17 protein-coding genes and 2 pseudogenes are annotated in these 23,808 nt (G+C 60.6%); 12 read left to right on the top strand and 7 right to left on the bottom strand.

The genetic code is table 11. The features are described from left to right. Positions 1-231 precede the first annotated feature (231 nt). The 6 genes from ACHAC9_RS21330 (at position 232) to ACHAC9_RS21305 (ending at position 7,953) form a co-directional block, all read left to right on the top strand. The gene (locus ACHAC9_RS21330; protein WP_435763201.1) at positions 232-678 is read left to right on the top strand and encodes a hypothetical protein; all 447 of its coding nucleotides are present in this window, start codon (positions 232-234) and stop codon (positions 676-678) included. A gap of 79 nt (positions 679-757) precedes the next feature. After that, positions 758-1,165: a transposase gene (locus tag ACHAC9_RS21325; RefSeq protein WP_435763199.1), complete on the top strand. Its 408-nt coding sequence runs from the start codon at positions 758-760 to the stop codon at positions 1,163-1,165. Positions 1,166-1,404: 239 nt separating this feature from the next. Continuing rightward, complete coding sequence (locus tag ACHAC9_RS21320; protein WP_435763197.1) at positions 1,405-2,475, top strand: flavodoxin family protein; 1,071 nt, start codon at positions 1,405-1,407, stop codon at positions 2,473-2,475. 112 nt (positions 2,476-2,587) lie between these two features. After that, a complete protein-coding gene (locus tag ACHAC9_RS21315; protein ID WP_435763195.1) occupies positions 2,588-3,091 on the top strand; it encodes a DUF421 domain-containing protein in 504 nt (167 codons plus the stop codon). A 390-nt stretch (positions 3,092-3,481) separates the two neighbouring features. Further along, positions 3,482-6,205, top strand: a complete 2,724-nt coding sequence (locus tag ACHAC9_RS21310) for an alpha-1,6-glucosidase domain-containing protein (protein ID WP_435763193.1) — start codon at positions 3,482-3,484, stop codon at positions 6,203-6,205. 95 nt (positions 6,206-6,300) lie between these two features. Further along, positions 6,301-7,953 (top strand): long-chain fatty acid--CoA ligase, encoded by a 1,653-nt coding sequence (locus tag ACHAC9_RS21305; protein WP_435763191.1) that lies wholly within the window; start codon positions 6,301-6,303, stop codon positions 7,951-7,953. A 7-nt stretch (positions 7,954-7,960) separates the two neighbouring features. On the opposite strand, the gene ACHAC9_RS21300 is transcribed toward ACHAC9_RS21305, so the two are convergent. From ACHAC9_RS21300 to ACHAC9_RS21290, 3 genes are all read right to left on the bottom strand, one after another. After that, a complete protein-coding gene (locus ACHAC9_RS21300; protein ID WP_435763189.1) occupies positions 7,961-9,115 on the bottom strand; it encodes an ATP-binding protein in 1,155 nt (384 codons plus the stop codon). Continuing rightward, positions 9,112-9,504 (bottom strand): response regulator, encoded by a 393-nt coding sequence (locus ACHAC9_RS21295; RefSeq protein ID WP_435763187.1) that lies wholly within the window; start codon positions 9,502-9,504, stop codon positions 9,112-9,114. Before ACHAC9_RS21295 ends, ACHAC9_RS21300 begins: the two co-directional genes overlap by 4 nt. Positions 9,505-9,575: 71 nt before the next feature. Further along, positions 9,576-9,986 (bottom strand): collagen-like protein, encoded by a 411-nt coding sequence (locus tag ACHAC9_RS21290; protein ID WP_435763185.1) that lies wholly within the window; start codon positions 9,984-9,986, stop codon positions 9,576-9,578. 348 nt (positions 9,987-10,334) lie between these two features. Here ACHAC9_RS21290 and ACHAC9_RS21285 point away from each other — a divergent pair, with 348 nt between their 5' ends. Both ACHAC9_RS21285 and ACHAC9_RS21280 read left to right on the top strand, forming a co-directional pair. Beyond that, positions 10,335-11,183: an ice-binding family protein gene (locus tag ACHAC9_RS21285; RefSeq protein WP_435763183.1), complete on the top strand. Its 849-nt coding sequence runs from the start codon at positions 10,335-10,337 to the stop codon at positions 11,181-11,183. Positions 11,184-11,341: 158 nt separating this feature from the next. Then, positions 11,342-11,473: a hypothetical protein gene (locus ACHAC9_RS21280; protein WP_435763180.1), complete on the top strand. Its 132-nt coding sequence runs from the start codon at positions 11,342-11,344 to the stop codon at positions 11,471-11,473. 32 nt (positions 11,474-11,505) lie between these two features. On the opposite strand, the gene ACHAC9_RS21275 is transcribed toward ACHAC9_RS21280, so the two are convergent. Both ACHAC9_RS21275 and ACHAC9_RS21270 read right to left on the bottom strand, forming a co-directional pair. Next, positions 11,506-12,198: an NnrU family protein gene (locus ACHAC9_RS21275; protein WP_435763178.1), complete on the bottom strand. Its 693-nt coding sequence runs from the start codon at positions 12,196-12,198 to the stop codon at positions 11,506-11,508. Positions 12,199-12,265: 67 nt separating this feature from the next. Continuing rightward, positions 12,266-12,745 (bottom strand): Lrp/AsnC family transcriptional regulator, encoded by a 480-nt coding sequence (locus ACHAC9_RS21270; protein WP_435763176.1) that lies wholly within the window; start codon positions 12,743-12,745, stop codon positions 12,266-12,268. A 206-nt stretch (positions 12,746-12,951) separates the two neighbouring features. Between ACHAC9_RS21270 and ACHAC9_RS21265 the strand changes: the two genes are divergently transcribed. From ACHAC9_RS21265 to ACHAC9_RS21250, 4 genes and pseudogenes are all read left to right on the top strand, one after another. Continuing rightward, a complete protein-coding gene (locus ACHAC9_RS21265; protein ID WP_435763174.1) occupies positions 12,952-15,759 on the top strand; it encodes a TonB-dependent receptor in 2,808 nt (935 codons plus the stop codon). A gap of 200 nt (positions 15,760-15,959) precedes the next feature. Then, positions 15,960-16,292: pseudogene (locus tag ACHAC9_RS21260) on the top strand (dihydrodipicolinate synthase family protein); the annotation flags it as partial. Position 16,293: 1 nt separating this feature from the next. Further along, positions 16,294-17,251, top strand: a pseudogene (locus tag ACHAC9_RS21255) (alpha-hydroxy acid oxidase); the annotation flags it as partial. Between the two features lie 34 nt (positions 17,252-17,285). Then, positions 17,286-17,708 (top strand): VOC family protein, encoded by a 423-nt coding sequence (locus ACHAC9_RS21250; RefSeq protein WP_435763172.1) that lies wholly within the window; start codon positions 17,286-17,288, stop codon positions 17,706-17,708. An 87-nt stretch (positions 17,709-17,795) separates the two neighbouring features. Here ACHAC9_RS21250 and ACHAC9_RS21245 read toward each other — a convergent pair whose 3' ends face one another. Both ACHAC9_RS21245 and ACHAC9_RS21240 read right to left on the bottom strand, forming a co-directional pair. Further along, positions 17,796-22,115 carry a response regulator gene (locus ACHAC9_RS21245; protein ID WP_435763170.1) on the bottom strand — a complete coding sequence of 1,440 codons (4,320 nt, stop codon included), beginning with the start codon at positions 22,113-22,115 and terminating at the stop codon, positions 17,796-17,798. Beyond that, positions 22,115-23,023 (bottom strand): diguanylate cyclase domain-containing protein, encoded by a 909-nt coding sequence (locus ACHAC9_RS21240; protein WP_435763168.1) that lies wholly within the window; start codon positions 23,021-23,023, stop codon positions 22,115-22,117. Before ACHAC9_RS21240 ends, ACHAC9_RS21245 begins: the two co-directional genes overlap by 1 nt. Positions 23,024-23,808 lie beyond the last annotated feature (785 nt).

Below are 23,808 nucleotides of genomic sequence, written 5' to 3'. Positions count from 1 at the left end.
GAAATGTAGAGTATCGTCGAACATGGCGAAGAAGGTTAACAGCGATCCGTGGCGTTTACAACGACGAAATAAAAATGCCGTTCAGTCTTAACTGAACGGCATTACCGCCCTGCGGGCGTTTTTCATCTACCTCCAGAAAAGGGACGAACGATGCGGAAAACCTTGGTATGTGGAGCGATCGCGCTGTTGGGCGCATGCACGGATCGCGCGGCGCCGCCTGCTGCTGCAACAGTGAATGCATCGACAGCAGCGAACACGCTCAGTGCCGCAGGGATCGGCGCAATTCGCTTCGGCATGACGCTCGATCAGGCGGAGCGCGCAGTCGGCGCGAAGGCCCTGTTACCCCAGCCGTTTGACCCGGCGTGCAGCATGGTGCGCTTCCCCGCCTTGCCGACACTGCGGTTCATGGTCGAGAACGGCATTGTGACGCGCGCCGATGCCGAGGCCGGCGTTGAGAATGCCGTGGGCGCAGCCTTTGGCGACACACTGGGACAGATCCGCGCCAGGCATCCAGAGGCAGAGGTCACGCGCCATAAATACGATGAAAACGGTCACTACCTGACCTTCCCCAGCGCCGACGGCCGTGCCGCCATCATTCTGGAAGAATCCGGCGGCCAGGTCACCGCGATGCGTGCCGGCCTGCAACCGGCAGTGGCCTATGTCGAAAATTGCTTATAGGGCTATCGGCCTGCCATCGCTTTCCGGCGGCCCTCGGACCAGCGCGTGAAAAATCGTCACTTCCTATTTGTACGGGTGAATGGCGAATAATGCCCGTTGCAAGGACGGTGCGCAGACCGCATCAGTCCATGCCGACCGTGGTTATCCGAGCGCGGAGCGGGAAGCGACGCTGACAGCGGCTGGCTGGCGCATTCAGATCCAGCGCAAAGGCAGTGCTACCAAGCCGATCTCCCAGGCGCAAAAGCAGCGCAACCGCCGAATTGCCACGCCACGGGCCCGCGTCGAACACGTATTTGGCGCCCTGCGCCACATGGGAGGTAATCTGGTGCGCTGCATGGGAATCGTGCGCGCTAGCTTCGCGTTGCACCTCAAAACAGCCAGCTGGCAATTCATCGATAAAACGCAGGCATACGTGAAAATGGCTGAGCTTCTTGTTAACGCACGCTCTGCCGTTTATCGATACCTCTTCCAGCCAAATCGTGGTTAGTAAGGTCTTTCCCAATCAATCGATGTGCTTCTCTTTACCGATGAGCGTGCTTACCTCAGCTGGGTAGACGTCACCGATGGGACCTCAAACATCGGGTCTGCACCGGAAGGCTGGTGAGTTGCGCCCGGCGTTCTCCACACCGAATGTGGGCAGCGCTTTTTTATTGCTGCTACGGTTCGCCAACGAACATCGGCGCCTGGACACCTTGCGCATAATCGGCTCTTGATCATGGGGGCTTTATGACGACGGTACGCACAGGCCAAGCACTGCCGCGACTCGAGCGCGACGAATTTCGGAGCAAGTTCATGGAGGGGTTTTTCGATCCGGCTTATCAGGAAGTGTCGGGCGAGCTGGCCGCGGTTGAGGAAGTCGCCTGGCAGGCTTATCGCGACAAGCGCAAGGCACCGTGCACGGTAAAAGCTGGCGCCGGCTTTGCCGATCCTGAATATGACCTGTCGATCGAATGGAAAGCCACACGCGATCGGCTAACGGCGGCGGAAATCCACCAGAAAAAGCCGGACACACCAAGTCGGATCCTCCTAATCAACGCGTCGGCGCGCAATGACGGCAGCTGTCCGGGCGAGATATCGAAGTCCTGGCGCCTGACGAAAATCGCGCGCAACGCGCTCGCCGAATGCGGGGTCGAGGCCGACCTGCTCGACCTGTCGCGCTTGACCTCCGACTATGACCGCCACATCCATCCATGCAAAGCCTGCGCCTCTACCGCCATGCCGCTGTGCCATTGGCCGTGCAGCTGCTATCCGAACCACGCAGAGCGCCAGACCGGCGACTGGATGAACGAGATTTACGAACGCTGGGTCGCCGCGCACGGGGTCGTCATCCTGACCCCGGTCTACTGGTACCAAACGCCCTCCACCCTCAAACTAATGATTGACCGTTTGGTTTGCGCCGATGGTGGTAACCCGGACCCGAGTTCGACGCAGGGAAAAGATGCTCACCTTGCCAAGGAAATGGAGCTTAGCGGCTGGGATTATCCGAAGCATCTGGCAGGACGCGCGTTCGGGCTGGTGGTGCATGGCGACGTCGCCGGCATCGAAGGCACTCGCCGTTCGCTATCGGACTGGCTGAGCTGGATGGGACTGGTCGACTCAGGCAGTTTTGGTGCGCTCGACCGCTTCATCGGCTACTACGAATCGTATGCGGAGAGCCACGAGGCTCTCGACCGCGATACGGATATGCAGGAGGAAGTGCGCAACGTGGCGCGCGCTGTGGCGCTCACTGTGCAGGATCTGCGCTCCGGGCGTACGGTGCCGCCGGCGGCAAAGTTAAAGGCGGCGCGGTTAAAGTAAGTGCCGATAAATCTCACTTCTCTTTCTGAAGCATACGTTGGGACAGATTGCGTAATTCGTGGTCGGCCAGCTCTGTAAAACCGCTACATCAACGCGATTGAAGGAGGCACCGATGGTAGATTTTTTGGGATCTGTAGACTGGCATACCATATTCACACCAAAAATTTCACTTGCAGAATTGTTCGTTCGTGCAACGTTGATGTACTTTGTCCTGCTAGCACTTATGAGAATCATTTTAAAACGGCAGGGTGGTGGAATCGGCACTGCAGATGTTTTAGTGATTGTCCTGTTAGCTGAGGTTTCAGGGAACGGATTTTCTGCGGAGTACAAATCAGTCGTAGAAGGTGCAGTGTTGATTGCCACGATCCTGTTTTGGACATACTGTATTGAATGGCTGGCTCATCGGTTTGTCTTTATTAGAGGTATTTTGCACTCGCCAACCTTACTCCTTGTTGAAAATGGAAAGATGTTGCGAAAGAACATGCGGGCGGAATTGGTGACCGTTGAAGAGCTCATGGCACAGTTACGTGAAAAGGGGATCGATGACTGCTCCCAGGTTAAACGTGCGTGCATGGAAGCAGATGGGATGATCAGTGTCATAAAAACGACTCCCTGACCGTTAAACTCGAAGATTCGGCGCATTAGTCAAGAAGGTCTGCTTGTGAAGACCCGTTTGGTTATACGCGGCCTGGAACGCTTCGTTATTTTCCAGGATTAGCATTGGCGCGTACAAATCGGCCGCCAGTGCTTCATTTTGCGTTTTTACACGGGCTGGGCCGATTGCAGATTTGGCCGGTCGGCCGCTTTCGGCGCCGTTGCTCCGCCAAGTATCGCGCGCTAACAGTTGCTCAGCGCCCGACAGGGGACATGCAAGGTGGGATGATCAGGCGCTCGCAGCAGCGCCATGACTCTTCCTTGATCGGCTAGTAAAATTACATCGATTACGCCGCAGATCCAAGCTATTCTTCAGGCTAATTCCCTGCTGCCGTAGCTAAATTACGAACTCATGACGCAAACCTTCCGCCCCATCGCGCTCGCCGCCGCCATCCTCGCCTGCCCGGCCCACGCCGCGATCCCCTTGCAAGCCTGCAACACCCCCGCCTTCGCCACCGTCCTGCATGCCGTGCCAACGAAACTCGAAGCACGCGCCATCTGGCTCGACCGCCGCCTCGCGCAATGGCCCGGCATGGCGACCGACGGGCGCTTTCGCCTCTACCACTCCCCCACCGGAGCGGTCAATGCGACCATCGGCGGGAAGGTACAAGGCGCGGCAGGATCGCTGGGCCTGAATGTGCATGCGGGCGAGGTCCCAGCCCAAGTCGCCCAGCGCTTCAAGTACGTCGCCGCCGGTCCGGTACTGGCCTTGAACGACGCCGACCTCCCGCGCATCGCCCAGCTGCACCGCGAGCAACTGGTGCTGGTGCGCGAAGACGCCAAGGGCACCGTCCTCGCTGCCACGCGCCTGCAATCAGCCGGCGCCCTCGACGATTTGTACGCCGCAGCGCAAGACATTCCGGATCTTGGCGCCACGCTCCGCAAAAGCGAAACCGCCTTCACGCTGTGGGCGCCGACCGCGCAGCGAGCAGCCGTCTGCGTCTACGAGAAGGGCGCCAGGCGCGCCAGCGCGCTCCACCCTCTGACCTTCGACGCCCGTACCGGCGCCTGGCGCGCAGGCGTAAAAACGAACCTCTCCGGCCACTACTACACCTACGCCCTTGACGTCGTCGCCGACGGCACGGGCCTGGTACGCAACGTCGTCACCGATCCTTATTCGATCAGCCTGACCACCGATTCGAAGCGCAGCTACATCGCCGACCTCGACGCCCCGGCCCTGAAGCCAACAGGCTGGGACGCGCACCGCGCCCCCGACACCGTCAAGGCGCAGGCCGACATGACGGTCTACGAACTGCACGTGCGCGACTTCTCGCGCGACGACGCCACCGTCCCGGCGAACAAGCGCGGCAAGTACACGGCCTTCGGCGAAGCGAACTCGAACGGCATGCGGCATTTAAACATGCTGGCCAAGGCCGGCCTGACCGACATCCACCTGCTGCCCGTCTACGACATCGCCACCGTTCCCGAGCAGTCGTGCGCGCAGCCGAAGATCGAGGGCGCCGCCGACGGCGAGCGCCAGCAGGCGCTGGTCGGCAAAACGGCCGATAGCGACTGCTACAACTGGGGCTACGACCCCTGGCACTACAATGCGCCCGAAGGCAGTTACGCCAGCGACGCGCAAGACGGCGCGCGCCGCATCGTCGAACTGCGCGAAATGGTGATGCACCTGCACCGCGCGGGTCTACGGGTCGGCATGGACGTGGTCTACAACCACACCTTCGCCGCCGGCCAGAAAGAGAAGTCGGTGCTGGACCGTATCGTGCCCGGCTACTACCACCGGCTGGACGCGCTCGGGGCCGTCACCCAGTCGACCTGCTGCGACAACACCGCGCTCGAGAACGCGATGATGGGCAAGCTCATGATCGACTCGGCGGTGCTGTGGGCGAAGCACTACCGGATGGACTCTTTCCGTTTCGACCTGATGGGCCACCAGCCGCGCGCGGCGATGGAACGCCTCGGGCGCGAGGTCGACAAGGCCGCCGGGCGCAGCGTGCAGCTGATCGGCGAAGGCTGGAATTTCGGCGAAGTGGCCGACGGCGCGCGCTTCGTGCAGGCCTCGCAGCTGTCGCTGAACGGCAGCGGCATCGGCACCTTCAGCGACCGCGCGCGCGATGCCGCGCGCGGCGGGGGCGCCGGCGACTCGGGCGACGCGGTCATCAGGCAGCAGGGCTATATCAATGGCCTGGTCTACGATGCGAACGCCAAGGCCGGCGCGCGCCCGCGCACGGACCTGATGCGCGCCGCCGACATGATCCGCGTGGGCCTGGCCGGCACCGTGCGCAGCTACCCGCTCGTCAACTTTGACGGCGTAACGCGCACGCTGGAAAGCATGGACTACGGCGGCCAGCCGGCCGGCTACGCCAGCGCGCCGGGCGAAACCGTCAACTATGTCGAGAACCACGACAACCAGACGCTGTACGACGCCAACGCCCTCAAACTCCCGATCGACACGTCGACGGCCGACCGTGCCCGCGTCCAGGTACTGGGCCTGGCGATTAACGCCTTCAGCCAGGGCGTGGCCTACTTCCATGCGGGCACGGAGATCCTGCGCTCCAAGTCACTCGACCGCAACAGCTTCAATTCCAGCGACTGGTTCAACCGCCTCGACTGGACTTACAGGACCAACTTCTTCGGCACCGGCCTGCCCCCAAGCCCCGACAACGCGAAGGACTGGCCGCTGTTCAAGCCGCTGCTGGCGAATACCGCCCTGCGCCCGGCACCGCAAGACATCGCCTTCACACGCGACGCCTTCCGCGACCTGCTGGCGATCCGCGCCGGCTCGACGCTGTTCCGGCTGCGCACGGCGGACGAGGTGGCGCAGCGCCTGCGCTTCTTCAACGTGGGACCGCAGCAGGAGCCGACCGTGATCGCCGCGCATCTCGATGGACGCGGCCATGCGGGTGCGGGCTTCGCCGGCATTCGCTACTTCATCAATGTCGACAAAGTGGCGCATGTCGTGACCGACGACACCGCGCGCGGAAAGCGACTGCGTTTGCATCCGGTGCATGGAGCGCGGGAGGCCGGCGACAAGCGCGCCGCAGAGGCGCGCTTCGACGCGGCGGCGGGTAGCTTTACCCTCCCGCCGCGCACAGCGGTGGTATTTGTCGAGGACTGATTCAAAGTTGCGATCTTCTGTATGATTGAACGCGCCACGCTTCCCCTGAGAGAAGCGGGCGACCTTCGTCAAGACAACCGAGGAGACACCGCACCATGTCCCAACGCCCCGCCGATTTCTGGCCGCGTGCCTTGCCGCGCCACCTGACCGTTCCCCAGACCAGCCTGTTTTTCAACCTCGATGTGTCGGCCGCGCGTTATCCGGACAAAGCGGCGATCATTTTCTACGATACCCCGCTGACTTATGCCGACCTGAAGAACGAGGTCGAGCTCGTGGCCGGCTACCTGCAGACCGAGTGCGGTGTCAAAGAAGGCGAGCGCGTCCTGCTGTACATGCAGAACAGCCCCCAGTTCGTGATCGCCTACTACGCGATCCTGCGCGCGAATGCCGTCGTGGTGCCGGTCAACCCCATGAACCTGCTTGAAGAACTGCGCCACTACGTCAGCGACACTGGCGCCTCGACCATCTTCGTGCCGCAGGATTTATACGCGCAGGTCGCGCCGCTGGCCGGCCCGGGCTTGCGCCATGTGCTGGTGGCGGCATACTCGGATCACCTGAGCCGGGCAACAAGCCTGAGCGTCCCCGAATTCGTCGCCGCGCCGCGCCGCCGGATCGAAGGCGAAGGCGTGGTGCTGTGGAGCGAGATGCTGGCGCGCGGATGCCGGCCGGGGCTGCTGCTCGCCGGACCCGACGACTTGTGCGCCATGCCCTACACCTCCGGCACCACCGGCCTGCCGAAGGGCTGCATGCACACCCACCGCAGCGTGATGTACAACGCCGTGGCCGGCGTGCAGTGGTTCGGTGCGCAGCAGGATTCGATCGCTCTGAGTGTCCTGCCCCTGTTTCACGTGACCGGCATGCAGGGCGGGATGAACGGGCCGATTTTCATCGGCGGGACGATTGTATTGATGGCGCGCTGGGACCGCGACACGGCGGCCGAGTGCATCCGGCGCCACCGCATCAACGCCACCCAGCTGATCTCGACGATGGTGATCGACCTGCTGTCGAGTCCACGCATCGACGAATACGACTTGTCGAGCATCACGCGCCTGTCCGGCGGCGGCGCGGCGATGCCGGACGCGATCGCCACGAAAATGCAGGAGCTGCTCGGCATCGATTACGTCGAGGGCTACGGCATGTCGGAAACGATCGCGCCGACCCATATCAACCCATCGGACCGGACCAAGAAGCAATGCCTCGGCATTCCGATCCAGGACGTCGATGCGCGCGTGATCGACGCCGATTCACTGCGCACGCTGGGCGTTGGGGAAGTGGGCGAGATCGTCGTGCACGGACCGCAGGTGATGCAGGGCTACTGGAACAATCCGGAGGCGACGCGCGACACCTTCCTCGAGATCGACGGCAAGCGCTTCCTGCGCACCGGCGACATCGGCAGGGTCGACGAGGACGGTTACTTCTTCATGGTCGACCGCCTGAAACGGATGATCAACGCCTCGGGCTACAAGGTGTGGCCAGCGGAAGTGGAAGCGCTGATGTACCGGCATCCGGCGATCCGGGAGGTGTGCGTCGTGGCCAGTGTTGACGCGCGCCGCGGCGAAACCGTGAAGGCGGTGGTCGTAATGAAGGACGGGTTTGCGGGCCGGGTGAGCGAGGGCGAGATCATCGACTGGGCGCACCAGAACATGGCGGCCTATAAAAGTCCGCGCATTGTCGAATTTCGCGAGGCCTTGCCGAAGTCGGCGACCGGCAAGGTGCAGTGGCGCGCCTTGCAGGATCAGTCATGCTGACGCCAGGCTAGCGGTCGTCGGTCCGGCGATGCGGCGTGACCCGCGGCAGACGCGCGGAAAACACCACGCCCTCGTCCTCGTTCGAGGTCACGGACACCTGGCCATCGTGGGCAAGGACAATTTGCTTGACCACGTAGAGGCCAAGACCGAGGTTTTGCGTCCGGGATGCGATACGCTCGCTGGCAGGACGAATCGCAAAACGCTTGACCGGATCGAACAAGGTACGCAGCTTGGCCGGTGGAATGACCTCGGCTTCATTTCGCACCTCATACATCACCTCGGTTGGAAGTCCGCGCAGCGCTACCCTGATCACGGTGTCCGGCTTGCCGTGCTGGACGGCGTTCGAGATCAGGTTCGAAAACGCCTGGGCGATACGTTGTCCATCGAAGGCCCCTGTCAGCTCACCCTCGGCGACCATCTCGATCTTTCGGTCGGGATGGAAGGTCCTGGCCTCGTCCACGACGCCGGTGCAGATTTCTTCCAGGTCGACCGTGGTCGGATCGACCGGTATGCCGTCGCCCAGGTGGGTTGTCGAAAAGTCGAGCAGGTCGCGCACGATCGCATCCATGCGCTTCGAGCTGTTGAAGATGCGCAGACCGACTTTCAAGGCTTTCGATGGCAGGCTCTGATCCTGCAGCAGCACCTGGGCACCCATGCTGATCGCGCCAAGCGGCGTGCGGACGTCATGGCCGAGAATGGCGAGAAACAGGTTCTGGGCTTCGCGCAGCATTTTCGCGTAGCGGGCCATCGATTCGGTCTGGGCCTGGTCGATCGCCTCGTTGAAACGGATCATGTCCTGGATATCGTCGCAGGTCGTGAGATCGACATTGACCGCCCACAGGCGCAGGACACTCGAACGCAAGGCCCGGTATTCGGCCATGACCTGCTCGCCGGTAAAGCCCGACGCGAGCCGGTCGGCTGCATGGATCTCGGCGGCGGTATCCTCCGCCAACTGCGGGCCCATCCCTTTGGACTTGGCGATACTCTCGTGCTCAGCCTGCGGCGTGTCGAGGTCGGCAGCGATGACTTTCAGTACGGCGGCCGCATGATCTCGCAGCTCTTTTTTGTTGGCGCTCTCCAGCGGTTCCAGGGTCGAGGCGAAATCTTCCCATTCCTGCAGGATGGGTTCGATATTGGAGAGAATAAAAGCCGATAAATTCATTCATGTCCTTCAAGTTCAGGTTCGGGTTCAGTGCGTGCTTGATTTTGCAGCAATTTACGCACTTCGAGCAATAGGTCTTCAGCCAAAAAGGGTTTTCTCAGAAACGCTTCATAACTCGATCCGCCGGCAACCTCGCATTGCAGCGAGCCACTCATCAACAGGATCGGAAATTGTACGTCAGCCGGCTTGTCTTTGAGCTCAATACTCAGCTCCAGCCCGCCCATGCCCGGCATGCAGCAATCGGAGATGAGAAGCTCAGGCTGGCGGGCGGAGATGCGCTCCAGGGCTTCTGCGGCGCTCAACACCACGCTGACCTCATAGCCGTGAGACTCCAGCATCATGGAACAGTTCTCTGCGAGATCCGAATCGTCGTCTACTATTAAAATCATTTTTCTCTCCACGTGTACGCCATCTGTTGTAATTCAAGGCTTGCGCCGGCGGCAGCGCCGCCAGGCTGGTATCAAAGTTGTGGCATCACGACGACCGTGTCGCCGGTGCGGCCCTTGTCGCCTTTTTCACCGTCGTAGCCAGTCGCGCCAGTGGCACCGGCCTCGCCCTTGGCGCCGTCGTAGCCAGTCGCGCCGACTTCGCCTTTGGCGCCGTCATAGCCCTGGGCGCCAGTCGCACCGGTGTTGCCGGTCTCGCCCGCGGCACCGGTGGTGCCGGTGTCACCCACGGCGCCGGTCGCGCCGGTAGCGCCCGTCGCGCCGGCTTGTGCCGGGGCGCCAGTGGCACCAGTGGCACCGGTGGCGCCCGGGGCGCCTGCCGGGCCCGCGATGACCTGCACCACTGGCGCCGGCGGCGCATCCTTCTGGCAGGCGGACAGGGAGACGGTGGCGGCCAGGGCGAGCAAGATCAGGGAATGTTTCATGATGAATCCTTTGGTGGGCAGTGCGCCGCTTCAGGCTGGACGGCTCGACGGCGTCGGGCAGGCGTTCCACATGGCGGTTGAGTGAGAAAGAGGGCCGATGGGCGCAGCCGGTGTCGGGTCGACGGAGGCGGGACGGAGCGGAAAGTGAATTCATCATACGCCGCCGTTTACAATCGTTCCGTACGGAACCGAACATTGGGCAGTTTCGGGACGATATCGCTGAGCACATGCAGTGCGCAGCGGTATCAATGCTAATATCATTTTATTAATGCAACACTCTTCAGATGTCGTCTCGGCAAGCTGTGGCGTACTGTGCATTGGAGACCACGAACTGTCTGGAGAGACTATATGAACACGATCAAACTGGCCCTGCCGCTGATGCTGGCATTATCCGGCGGCTGCGCGCATGCCGCTGTCGTCCCCTTCCTCGGAGCGGCACAGGAATTCGTCGTACTCGGCGCCGCATCGGTCACGAATACCGGAGCGACCACGCTGCAAGGCGACCTCGGCGTTGCGTCCGGCGCGGCGATCACCGGCACGAGCGGCATCACCTTCGCATCGAGCGGCACGATCCACCAGAACGATGCCGTCGCCAGCGCGGCACAGGCCGACGCGCGCGCCGCCTACGACCGGCTTGCGGCCTTCGGTGGCGGTATCGACTTGAGTGGCCGGGACCTCGGCAGCCTGGGCGTACTGTCGTCCGGCATCTATCGCTTCGCGACATCGGCCGCGCTCACCGGCGCCCTGACCATCGATTTCGCCAACGACCCGAACGGCGTCGTCATCTTCCAGATCGGAAGTACGCTCACGACTGCGTCGCGCTCGCTCATCAGCGTGATCAATGGCACCAGCAGCAACGGCATCTATTTCCAGGTCGGCAGCTCGGCCACGCTGGGCGAGAGTTCTGCGTTTGCAGGAAATATCCTGGCCCAGCAAAGCGTGACATTCGGCTCGTCCGCCAGCATTGGCTGCGGCCGCGCGCTGGCAGCGACGGTCACGATGATCGGCAACCGACTGTCGAACGACTGCAATGCCTGGTCACCAACGCTCCTGGCCAACGACTACGGGAGCGGCGGCTACAGCGGTTTCGGCGTGACGGCCCTGCCGCCGGCCGAGGTACAGGAACCGGCCACGCTGGCCTTGTTCGGGCTCGGGCTGTGCGCTGCCGCGGCATTGCGGCCGCGTCGGCGCGCGTGACGAGCACCGAAATACAACGGGGCTGACTTTCCCCGATCGCTATGCGCGGTTCCGAACGGAACCACGCTTTCCAAACGGCGATAGTGTATTCATCCCCAGCCCGCATGACTCCATGCGGCACATCGAGGGGACGAATACAAGAAGAAGAAAGTCACGATATGAGCCTCGCCAACGGATACACGAAAGTCATGGCTTGTTCCGCCGATTGGGTGACTCCCCTCTCCTCGCCCGCCGCGGCGCTCGCAGGCAAGTTCCTCAGCCTGTTATGGACATTCCAGATGCAGGGCTGATGGTTCCGCAGGCGCTCCCCGCCAGCCGATCATCATAATACCCAGCGCCAGATCCCCGCCGCCCACCCGGCCATCGGAATGTGCGCCCAGGTTGCCAGCAGCCAGACGACGACACCGCCGCCGATGGCATGCCCGCCGAACCCACCAAACCTCGCACGTCCCTGCACAATCGCCGCAAACGGCCAATAGCTCGTGCGGCTTTCCCAGGCGATCCAGCCTTGCGGGTCGTGCGCCGCCTTCTTGCGGTCCTGCAACGCCGCGCCCACCAGCGCCAGCACGATGATCGCGCCCGCCAGAATCAGGTTCTTCTCCACCGGATACACCAGGATGTGGCAGGCGCCCCAGATCGCGAACGACCACATCATCGGGTGGCGGGTCACGCCGTAGACGCCGCGCGCCTCTGCCGTCGCCGCGCTTTTGGCGGCACCAGGCAGGGCGGGATTGCGGATGAAGGACCCAAGCAGCAGGATGGAAGCGAACAGCATGAGGACCGTCACGAATGCCCACAGGCCATCCCCCACTTCCCACAGCGCTCTTGTCGCCGGCGTTGCCTTGTAGGCGTGGACAGTGAAGGCAAACGTCGACAGGGCGATGACCGAGTACAGGATGCTGAACCCTTTTTCGCCCAGCGCGCCCACCAGGGGTCGCCGTAACGGATGGGACAGCAGGAAATGGGTCAGCACAAACACACTGGCGGCCGCCAGCAGCATCATCGAACCAGACATCGGGAACCACCTTTCGCTGATTTGTTTACACCAATTCTACCTGTTAGAACGTGGGTGCTGCGCCTGCCTACCCCGGCAGCGGTGGATTGGTGGCGGCCTTGACTTGCTTGAGCACGAACGAGGTGTACACCTCCTTCACGCTCGGCAAGCCGTTGATGTAATTCGCGGAAAATATCCCATAGGCTTCGAGGTCCTGGGCGACGACGATCAACTGGTGATCGTAGCGTCCCGAGATGCGAAAGCATGCCAGCACCTGCGGGATTTCCTGCACGGCGGCCTCGAACGCCTGCAGGCTTTGCGTGTCCTTCTTGTCGAGCGAGATGTGCACGATGGCGGTGACCTGATACCCGAGGCGCCCGGCATCGAGGCGCGCATGGTAGCCGCTGATCAACCCTTCCTCTTCCAGCCGCTTGACGCGGCGCCAGCAGGGCGAGGTTGTCAGCGAGACCCGTTCGGCCAGCTCGGCGCTGGACAGGCGCGCATCCGCTTGCAGCTCCTCGAGAATGCGGCGGTCGATACGGTCCAGTTTGATGCGAGGCTTGTTCATGCAACTCACTCATTCCAAGAATGTGCTTTCGACGAAACGACCGTTCCAAACAGTGTTCCCAAAGTGATTTCAATATAGCAAAATTTTGCGATAGCGAAAGCCTATAATTTTTACAGGAAGACAAAAAAGAAACAATCGCGCATGGCCGACCGGGCAGACGCCCGCGTCCGGCCACACCACCTGACACCATCGAGGAGCCGTCCCGCATGTCCGTACCATTTACCCCGTTGAAACCCATCGCCCTGCTGCTCGCCTCCGCCTTCGGCACGCTTGCCATCCCGAGCCTGGCGTTCGCGCAAACGCCTGATGCCACCCAGCGCATGGAGCGCGTCATCGTGACCGGCTCCTCGATCAAGCGCATCGACGGCGAAACTGCCCTGCCGGTGCAGATCCTCAAGCGCGAAGACATCGAGCGCACCGGTGCCTCGTCGACCGAGGAACTGGTCAAGCAACTCAGTTCGCTCTCGAGCGCAGGGAGTTCGACCACGGCGGCGAATGCTTCCGGCTACGGCGGCGGCAGCATTGCCACCGTATCGCTGCGCGGCCTGGGCGGCGCGCGCACGCTGGTGCTGGTCAACGGGCGCCGCGTGTCGGTGTATGGCGGCGGCTCGGCCGGCGCCGCGGGCTCCTCGGTCGACGTCAACAGCATCCCGCTGGCGGCGATCGAACGGGTCGAAGTGCTGAAGGACGGCGCATCGGCCGTGTACGGGTCGGACGCGATCGCCGGCGTGGTCAACTTCATCCTGCGCAAGGATTTCACGGGCATCGAGGCCACCGCCAATTATGGCCAGACCAGCGACCATCTCGGGCGCGATCGCAAGGCTTCGCTTTTTGGGGGCTTCGGCAACTTTGCCGACGATGGCTGGAACCTGACGACCAGCCTCACTGTGCAGAAGGCCGATGCGATTCCGGGTTCGGCGCGCGTCTATGCGCGGCGCCTGAATGCCGCCGAGCAGAACGACTATACGTCGTCGATTGCCTTTCCCGCCAACGTGGTGCTGAACAACCGCGGCACGCTGGGCAACCCGGCGCTGCCGAACTGCGGTCCGGTTTCCCTGGTGTCGCCATTCTCCAGCACCCGCTGCACCTACGACAACAGCCCCTTCGTGTCGCTCCAGCCGGACGTCCAGAAGGCCAGCTTCATGGCCAACGGGCGCCTGCGCCTCACTGGCGACGCCGAAGCCTATTTCGAATCGGGCTACACCAAGAACAAGATCACCTCGACCACGCAAGCCGTGCCGCTGGCCTATAACGCGGTCACCACCGCCAGCAATCCCTACGTGCCCGCGTTCCAGCAGCTGATCGCCCAGTATCCGGGGATGGCCGCCAGGTACGGCACGAACATCGGGCGCGGCGGCTTCATCCTGGTCCCGAGCAGCCCGTATTATCCGACCGCGTTTGCGGCCGCCAACGGCCTGACCGGCCTGCCCTTGCTGCTGAACTACCGCGACGTCGCCAACGGCTCGCGCACCACGCGCGACATGTCGGAAAACGGCCGCCTTGTCGCCGGCGTGCGCGGCAGCGTGGCCGGTTGGGACATGGATTCGGCTTTCCTCTACAGCCAGAGCAAGGTGCGCCAGAACCTGCTCTCCGGTTACGCGCAGTATTCACGGGTGCTGCCGATCTTTAACAGCGGCGTGATCAACCCGTTCGGCGACACGGCCGATGCTTCGGCACTCGAAGCCGTGCGCGCCGCCGAGTTCCGCGGCACCAGTTATTCGTCCAAAACCTCGACCACCTCGGTCGACGTCAAGGGTTCGCGCGAGATCTGGATCTTGCCGGCCGGCGCGGTCGGCATGGCCCTGGGCGCGGAACTGCGCCGCGAAAAATTCAATTACGATCCGTCGGTCGCGATCCAGACCGGCGACATCGCCGGCCTGGGCGGGAATGCCTTTCCCGTGGTGGGCGCGCGCAATGTCGGCTCGGTGTATGCCGAGCTGAGTATCCCGATCCTCGACAAGCTCGACGCCGACGTCGCGGTGCGCTACGACACGTATGAGGGCGTTGGCCGCACCGTGAACCCGAAGGCCTCGCTGCGCTGGCAGCCGACCACTACCCTGATGCTGCGTTCGGCCGTGGGCAAGGGCTTCCGCGCGCCGTCATTGACGGACCTGAACACGCCACAGGCGACCGGCATCACGGGCAATGGCTCGCGCGACTACCTGCGCTGCCCCACCCTGGCCACCGGCGCGCCGCGCGACTGCAACTTCCAGTTCACCACCGTCACCGGCGGCAACCCGAACCTGAAACCGGAGAAATCGGTGTCGATCACGGCCGGCGTGATGTGGGAGCCGATCAAGAATGCCTCGATCAGCCTGGATGCCTTCCGCATTGACCTGGAAGATGCGATCGTCGTCGGCGGCCTCAGTTCCGTCTACTTCCTGGCCAACGCCGAGCGCACCGCGCAGTTTGCGCAGTTCATCAACCGCGGCGCGCCGGACGGTAACGCCGCCGGTGTCGGACCGATCGAATCGATCGTCCAGACCAACGCCAACCTGTTCAAGACGAAGGTGGCCGGCGTCGACGTCGACGGCGTCTACCGCCTGCGCCTGGACGAGAAAAACCGCCTGAATCTGCGCCTCTCGGGCACCTATATGGACAAGTACGACACGCAAGGACCGGACGGCAGCTTTACCAGTGCGCTCGACCAGGCCCTGAATGCCGCGGGCGGCGTGGTCCTGCGCTGGAAGCACAATGCCGGCGTCACCTGGGAGACCGGTCCGTTTGCCATGACGGTGCTGCAGAACTACCAGAAGGCCTACAAGGACGCGCTGGCCAACCTCGCGCCTGCCGGCACGCCGCAACGCAAAGTGCGCTCCTACCAGACCTTCGACCTGCAACTGGCCTACGCGGGTCTGAAGAACACCAAGCTCGCGTTAGGCGTAAAAAACCTGGCCGACCGCGACCCGCCCTACACCAACCTGACCTCGAACTTCCTCGGCGGCTACGATGTCAGCTATGGCGATCCGCGCGGGCGTTTCCTGTATGCGACGGCGACGTATTCGTATAAATAGGCACGCATGATCGCAATGCGCCGGCCGGGCCTTCCGGGCCGGCAGATGGCCAGTTCGCGCCGGGACTGGCCTTTTTGCGCTCGCGTCTTCATCCACTTTTCCTTGATTCTGAAGTGTCAAGAATGCTGTTTTTGTTGAGTCGAAGGCTGTTTAGTATGGACTGGTAGCGCTTCGCAGGCGTTCATCATTTCGGGAGCTTCATGACCACCTCCACTCGTCTTCGCGGCGTGTTTTCGCCGGTTCTTACGCCTTTCAATGCGGACCTGACACCGTCTATCGAACGCTTCACCCGGCACTGCACATGGCTGCTCAAGCAACAAGTCGGCCTGTCGATCTTCGGCACCAACTCGGAAGCCACTTCCCTCACCTTGAGCGAAAAACACCGCCTGCTCGACGCCCTGCTCGATGCCGGCCTGCCCCCCGAGCGCATGATGCCCGGCACCGGCGCCTGCGCGATTGGAGATGCGGTCGAGCTGACGCGCCATGCGGTGAACGCAGGTTGCGGCGGCGTGTTGATGCTGCCGCCGTTCTACGCTGTTCGGCCATACGTATGGCGCGCCCTTCGGCATCGCCCCGCTTGGCATCAGCGCGCTCTCCGCCTATCGCGGCGACCTCGTGCTCGCGCGCTCGGCGGCGCGCGCCAACATCCCGATGATCATGAGCGGCTCCTCGCTGATCCGGCTGGAAGACGTGGCGCAGGAAAAACTCGGCCCCTGGTTCCAGGCCTACCTGCCGGGCGACGTGCCGAACATCACGGCCCTGATCGACCGCATCGGCACTGCCGGCTTCGGGACGCTGGTGCTGACCGTGGACACGCCGGTCACGCCGAATCCCGAGACCTTCGCCCGCGCCGGTTTCACCTCACCCCTGCGGCCAAGTGTGAGCCTGATGTGGCAGGGCTTGTCGCATCCGCGCTGGCTGTTCGGCACCTTCTTCCAGACGCTTGCGCGGCATGGCATGCCGCATTTCGAAAACAACTACGCGCGGCGCGGCGCGCCGATCCTGTCGCAGTCGGTGACGCGCGACTTCGCCGACCGCGGCCACCTGAACTGGGAGCACTTCGCCCTGATCCGCACAATGTGGCCCGGCAGGATCATCGTGAAAGGCATCCTGCACCGCGATGACGCCCGCATCGCGCGCGACATGGGCGCGGACGGCATCATCGTCTCGAATCACGGCGGCCGCCAGCTCGACGGCGCGGTCGCTCCGCTGCACGTCTTGCCGGGCATCGTCGAGGCCTGCCCCGACATCCCGATCATGATGGACAGCGGCATCCGGCGCGGCGCCGATGTCCTCAAGGCGCTGGCGCTGGGTGCGAAATGCGTGTTCGTCGGCCGCCCCTTCGGTTATGCGGCCGCGGTCGGCGGCGAGGCCGGAAGTCGGACATGCGATCGGGCTCTTGCAGCAGGAAGTGTCGCGCAATATGGCGATGCTGGGCATTAATGATTTGAGCGAGCTCGATGCTGAGACACACCTGCGCTACTACCGCTGACGCACCTTCACCCTTTTACTTTCTGGAGATTTCCATGCAATCCACCCCTTTGTTCCACCTGGCTTTCCCGGTACGCGACCTTGCCGAAGCGCGGCGTTTTTACGGAGACCTGCTCGGCTGCCCGGAAGGCCGCAGCTCCGATGCGTGGATCGATTTCAATTTCCATGGCCACCAGGTGGTGGCCCATCTCGCGCCCGACGAATGCGGCAACGCATCGACCAATGAAGTCGATGGCGACAACGTCCCGGTGCGGCACTTCGGCGCGATCCTGCCGATGACGGATTGGGAAGCGCTGGCCGCCAAGCTGCGCGCGGCCGGCACCCGTTTCGTGATCGAACCGCATGTCCGTTTCAAAGGCCAGGTTGGCGAACAGGCGACGATGTTCTTCATGGACCCGTCGGGCAATGCGCTGGAGTTCAAGGCGTTTGGGGATATCAGCCAGGTGTTTGCTAAGTAAGACGATGCGGCCTGTTCCCTGCTGGGGTCATGTTCCACTGCTGGGGTCACTATCGGGTGGCAGTGTCTAACGGTGCACCTGTGGCGGTTAGCATTGTTCTTTGAGCCATGCGTCCGCGGCGGTCACCGTTCTTTGCAAAGATACCTCGGCATCAGCCCAAAGGTCCGCAACATCCGGGTGGCCTGATCGGATTGCGCGCTCGAGTGTTTGTGACACTGTCGTAAATTGCTTTGCGCCCAAACTGCCGACGGAGCCGCGTAACGCATGCAACACTTTGGAAGGTTCGTCGGTCGCTCCCTCACGCCATGCAGACTCGGCTTGGTGCAGGTCATCAATCGCGCGGTCGACTATTCCTGAAATCAACCGGATAAGTACAGATTTTTTCTGAGGATTATTCCCGCTCAGTGTGAGTAGTGCCGTGATGTCAAATATGCCCGGACGCTTGGAAGTTTCCATGCGTTTTTCTGTCGAGACGCCGGCTTTTCGCGTGTGATTCAGTATTGTCTCAAGCATATGGTCGACTTCAATCGGCTTACCGATGAAATCGATCATCCCGGCGGCAGTACAAGAAGCTCGCTCTTCGGCAAGCACCCCCGCCGTCATGGCGATGATTGGCGTGGTGACTTGAAGTTCGCCCCTGATAAAACGAGAGGCCTCAAAGCCGTCCATGACCGGCATCTGCACATCCATGAGAATGATGTCGAAGTCGCCGGTACGTTCACGGATAATGTCGATCGCACGCTTGCCGTCCGAGGCAATTGTCACAGTGGCTCCCGCGTGGATCAATACGCCATTCGCAACTACTTGATTGAGTTCGTTATCTTCAACCAGCAGCACTTTTACGCCGGCCAACGATTTCAACCCGTCGACACCCTTTTCAAGACGCGAGGTGTGCGGTAAACATTCATTTGAAAGCATTTGGTGAAGCGCATCTGCCAGACTTGCGCCGGTTACCGGCTTAAGCAGAACCGGATCACCGCCCGACGTAATTTGCCCGTCTGCAGAGTTATGTTCAAACCCGCTGACCATGCGAATGATGGGGACCTCGACATGGCCGTTTGAGGAATGAACCGCATGCATTACCTCCGCTCCGATTTTTCCGTACATGTCAATATCGGCAATCACTACATCGAACGTTTCGCCAGATTGCGCAGTTAGGGCAGCGTTGATCGACCCTGGGTTCGCGGAAGCTGCGGCAACAAGCCATCCTGCCCTCTGGACGGTTGCTGCCAAGTAATTTCGGCTGGTCGAGTTGTCATCAATAACGAGAACGCGCAGGGGGCGAGAAAAACCCGAATACGCGTGCGGCCCCCGGGTGGCGGGAACGCGCCCGAACGGCAAGTCCACCTCAAACAAGCTTCCTGACCCCAATTTGCTACTGAGGGTAATGTCCCCACCCATCAAGCGCGCAAGTCTTCGGGAGATCGTCAGTCCAAGTCCGGTTCCCCCATACTGGCGGGTGGTGGACGCATCGGCCTGTTCAAACGCGTTGAACACTTTGGCCATGTGCTCTGCGCTCATCCCGATACCGGTGTCACGCACCGAAAAACGCAACATGATTTCTGCGTTTGCGGGGACATCGAGCATGTCGACAAATAGCGCAACCTCACCTGCGGAGGTAAATTTGATGGCGTTGGTCACCAGGTTCATCAGTATTTGTTCCAGGCGGAATCGGTCACCACTGAGTTCAGCCGGCACCTGCACGGCTGCCCCCAACGCCAACTGAATCGGCTTTGCAGCAGCGTTTACAGTCATCAGCGTTGCGATTGATGCCAGTGTGTCGTCCAGCTTGAACGTGACAGAACCGATGTCGAGGCGCCCGGCCTCGATCTTGGAAAAGTCCAGCACATCATTCAAAATATTCAGTAACAACAGACCCGATTTTTCCACCATGGTAAGGTATCGACGCTGATCTGTGCTGAGTGGGGTCGCGGCCAGCAGATGGCTTATGCCCAGGACCGCGTTCAACGGCGTCCGGATTTCATGACTCATGTTGGCGACAAACTCGCTTTTTGCCTGATTCGCCAGATCCGCGCGCCGCTCACTCTCGGCTTGCTTGATCTCTGCGTTCTTTCGTTCACTGATATCGGTCGATAGAATGTGAAATCCAGTCAGCACACCTTGTCGATCGAACGCAGGCGAGTAGTCGAACATGAGATGAGAAACATCCTGTTCCGGTTTAAGTTCAATTGACAGTTCGAAGTGCACACTTGTGCCTGACAGCGCTTTCAGAATATGTGGCTTCAACTTCCCATACATCGATTCGCCAACAACTTCCTGAATTGTCTTCCCCAGGATTTTTTCAGGATCCACCCCTAGTTTCGTCCGGTAGGCGCCATTTGCAAAACGGTAGCGTTGAGATAAATCGACATAGGCAACGAAAGCGGGAATATTGTCCGTTACCCTTCTCAAGAATTCTTCGCTATCAGCAATCTTTCGCTCTACCTCTTTTTTGGCCGTAATATCGCGAACGAACGCGTTCGAAACGAATCGATCGCCCTCTTTGTAGCCAGTCACTGACAGTTCGACCAAAAACGACGAACCATCCTTGCGTAATGCCTTTACTTCGATCGTCTTGTTGACAACCGGACCAACGCCGGTATGCGCAAACATCTTGAGCGCGTCGGTGTGCATTTGCCGCATTTCGACAGGGATGATCAGATCGGGTAAAGTCGCCCCGATCGCTTCACGCTCCGACCAGCCAAACAGCGAGACAGATTTCGCATTCCAGCCCCGAACAACGCCGTCGGCGTCCAATGCAATAAACGCATCATTGGAGTTCGCCAAAATAATCTGGTTCCGGGTTTGTTCGTTGATCAGACGATTCAGCACAGGTTGAACCTGCAGCCGGACGGCCACTCCACCCACCAGAATGATGATGACTATAACAGCGCCCAGTTCGCTGAACCTCTTGCGCATGGGTGCGTACACTGTCGCTTCATCGATTTTTACGACCATCGCCAGATCATACTTGCCGATCGGCGTAAATGCAGCCAGCACGGGGATCTGACGGATGTCCTTGACGCGGGCTGTTCCGGATTCGCCCAGCAACGCGCGGTTAATCGGCAGGTTCGGCGTGCCGTCAGGTTTGAACATCGCCACGCGATTGAAACTTGCATAAAGCAGACTCGGTGCGCACACTGCAAAGTTATCTTCTCGACCGCATATCAGGATATCCGCCGCGTCTCCAGCCCTGCGAACGTCAACGACCAACTTGTCGAAGGCCGGCAGTCGCTCCTCGACTACTACCCTTCCTATCGTCTTGCCGTTCTTGACAACCCAATTCTCGACGGAGAGGATATATCCCTGATTCCATGTAAGAAAAGCGGACTGGTCGCGGGCATTGACTTTGAGTTTTTCCCGGGAGCGACCTGCCAGGGGACGTCCGCGTTCCAACAGCAATACCCCGGTACTTGAATAGAAACGAATATGTTCGATGCCGGCAGTCAGAAAACTCGAACCGACGCTTCCCAGGAACTCCGTCACCTTGCTATCGTCGGGAGAAACGTCTAGGCTGTTGAGCGTATCGACCACCATCGGCCGTGATGCAATCGTCTTTGGCAACCAAAGACGTTCGTTCAATGTATTTTCCAACGATGTCGCATTCGCTGTTGCTGTCAGCGCAATATTGTCGAGCACAGCTTGTTCCAGACCCTCCCTCAATAGACTGAAGCCGGCCGCGCCCGTGCACGTCACGACGAGAAGCAAGATCGTCCCCACGCGTGCGCTCAGCTTGCTGCTGATAGCGGCAACGTTATCGTCAGCAGGATTAGCAATTGAAGTGCGAAGGAAGATCAATCCAAACCCAAAGGCAATCAGGCCCGCGGACGTGGTCGGTAACATGACGTTGAACTTCGCAAACCTGTACAAGGCGCCAAGTTCGAGCGTGAACGACAACGCCGCCAGAAGTGCGATGATGACGATGAGTCCGCCGGCCACGGAGAGGATCGCGCCATCGCGAAAACTGCGAGGGGACCGCAGATAGGTGAGTAAAGCGGCGCTTCCTATTGCGAAGCAAAGGCAGGTATTTGGCGCCGGTCTTCCAGGGTGAGGATTGTCGGCTGTTGCCGCTATCGTTCGCCTTACAAAATCCAAGCCCAATCGGATATCAAACACGCTTTGCGCCAGTAACGCCATCGAATACAGCAGTGCGCATGCGAGAGCGAACTTTGCCAGTTGAATCGAATTTTTTTCGGACGCCGACGGCGCTATTGTAAGAAGCGCGACACCGCACACCGCAAACAGCATGGGCGTATTGAGTCCCATTCTTTGCACGTAGGCGAATAGTCCTGCAGGATTCGACAGCGGGAAGGCGAACAGAGCAACACCGACGACTCCCAACACAATCATCATTGCCGAGCAAAATCGTTGCCCTTGGCGCGCATGGCGCACGACACCCTTCATCATCACTCTACCAACATGCTTTGATTTCGACCGTTTGCCTTGGCGCGATACAGGGCACGGTCCGCTCGCTCCAGGAACTGACGCCCCGTCGCGCTCGCATCCGGGACTTGAGAATGTATGCCAACGCTGATCGTGACATGAGCGGCGGCGGCAGGATGAGGGAGCGCGAGGTCATTAATCATCTGGCACAATCGTGCGCCATACCTGGTCGCGTCGTCGATAGCGCAATCCGGGATCAGGATGACGAATTCTTCTCCGCCGTACCTAGCGATAACTTCGCCGGGGCGCCGCGCGCAATTGCCAAGCGTCCTGGCGATTGTCTTCAAGCAATCATCACCACGCTGATGACCCAGGCTGTCATTGTATTTTTTGAAATGGTCGACGTCGATTAACGCGACCGCGAGCGGCTGCTTCTGGCGCCGGTGCCTGGCGATTTCCGTTTCCAGCTTACCGTCAAAAAAACGGCGATTGAATAAAGCTGTCAAACCGTCCAGGTTCGCCAGTTCCTCCATCATTAATGTGCTCCTCCGGAGCGCCAGTTGCGTATCGACGCGGGCACGCGCGATAGAAGGTCGGAGGGGTTTGGCAATGAAATCGGCTGCACCTAACTCAAGAGCCTTTACCTCGACTTCTTCATCGTCTCCTGCGGTCACAAACAAAATCGGTATGTTTCTCGTACTAACATCTTCCTTCAGTCGACGGCACACCTCGAATCCGTCAATCCCGTCCATCGAGACGTCAAGCAAGATAAGGTCAGGACGAATCCTCAACGCCAGCGCGATACCCGTCTCGCCGCTGAGCGCGCTGATCAGTGATCCTTTGTCGCCTAGGAGAATTGACAAATAGTCGATCATCGCAGCGTCGTCATCAATCAGTAAGATCGTGGTGTCTGCATTATCAATTGTTGTCATGTTTGTTCCATTAAGCCAAAAGAGAAATACAGTGACATGACATGTTCGCGACACCTCGGGCGATGATCGGTTGCAATGTAATATTTATATAGAACTAACGAAAATGCCCGTCACAGGCGGTCGGTGGCTGAATGCACCCGCTCTAATCGTACTCCTCAACAAGAGCGGTCAGTTAAAATAAAGATGTATTTCCCTGTAGAAACGCTCAACGACGGTCCTGCGTCCTTCGTTTCTCGTGGCCGGTCTTGTTTCATCGCTGGCCGTTTCGGATAAAGTTTCAACCAGCCGTGTGCAACCCGCCATGCAGATGAGGGCAGTTGCCACATTGCATAGCTCATTGACAAGGCGTCTGGCGCGCATTCTCGTTCCGCCCTTGGCCCGGGATGGGCTGACACGGGTCGGCTGACTTCTCTCTGCGCTTTCCAACGGTCGGTCGCCCTTAGGCAGGTGCGCGTCAAATTGCGCACTGCGGCGACCTCAAAGGTGAAGAAGTTTTGGCTGTCGTGAGGCGGGCATCGAACTGCAGAGCCAACCTAGTCAAGGATTAGTGTACGCCAAGCTCACAGCGGTGGATGACTCAATGGGATCATCTGAAAAGACGACGGACGCCGGGGGAATCCAGCGCGCGACTGTCGAGCACCTATACACGACCATCAAGCCATGGAGGCGGCTTGAACCGCTTCTTTATATTCCAGGATAGTCGCCCGTCGGTACGATTGAGCTCCCAGTCACATCGATATGAGTTTTACACGGACTGAGTCGAATGCAGACGTTCTGCGTCTTAA

The sequence above is a fragment of the Massilia sp. CMS3.1 genome (assembly GCF_051262535.1).
In the GTDB taxonomy this organism is placed as follows: domain Bacteria; phylum Pseudomonadota; class Gammaproteobacteria; order Burkholderiales; family Burkholderiaceae_D; genus Telluria.
Note: the sequence above shows the minus strand (reverse complement) of the source record. Positions and strands in the feature narration are given on the sequence as shown.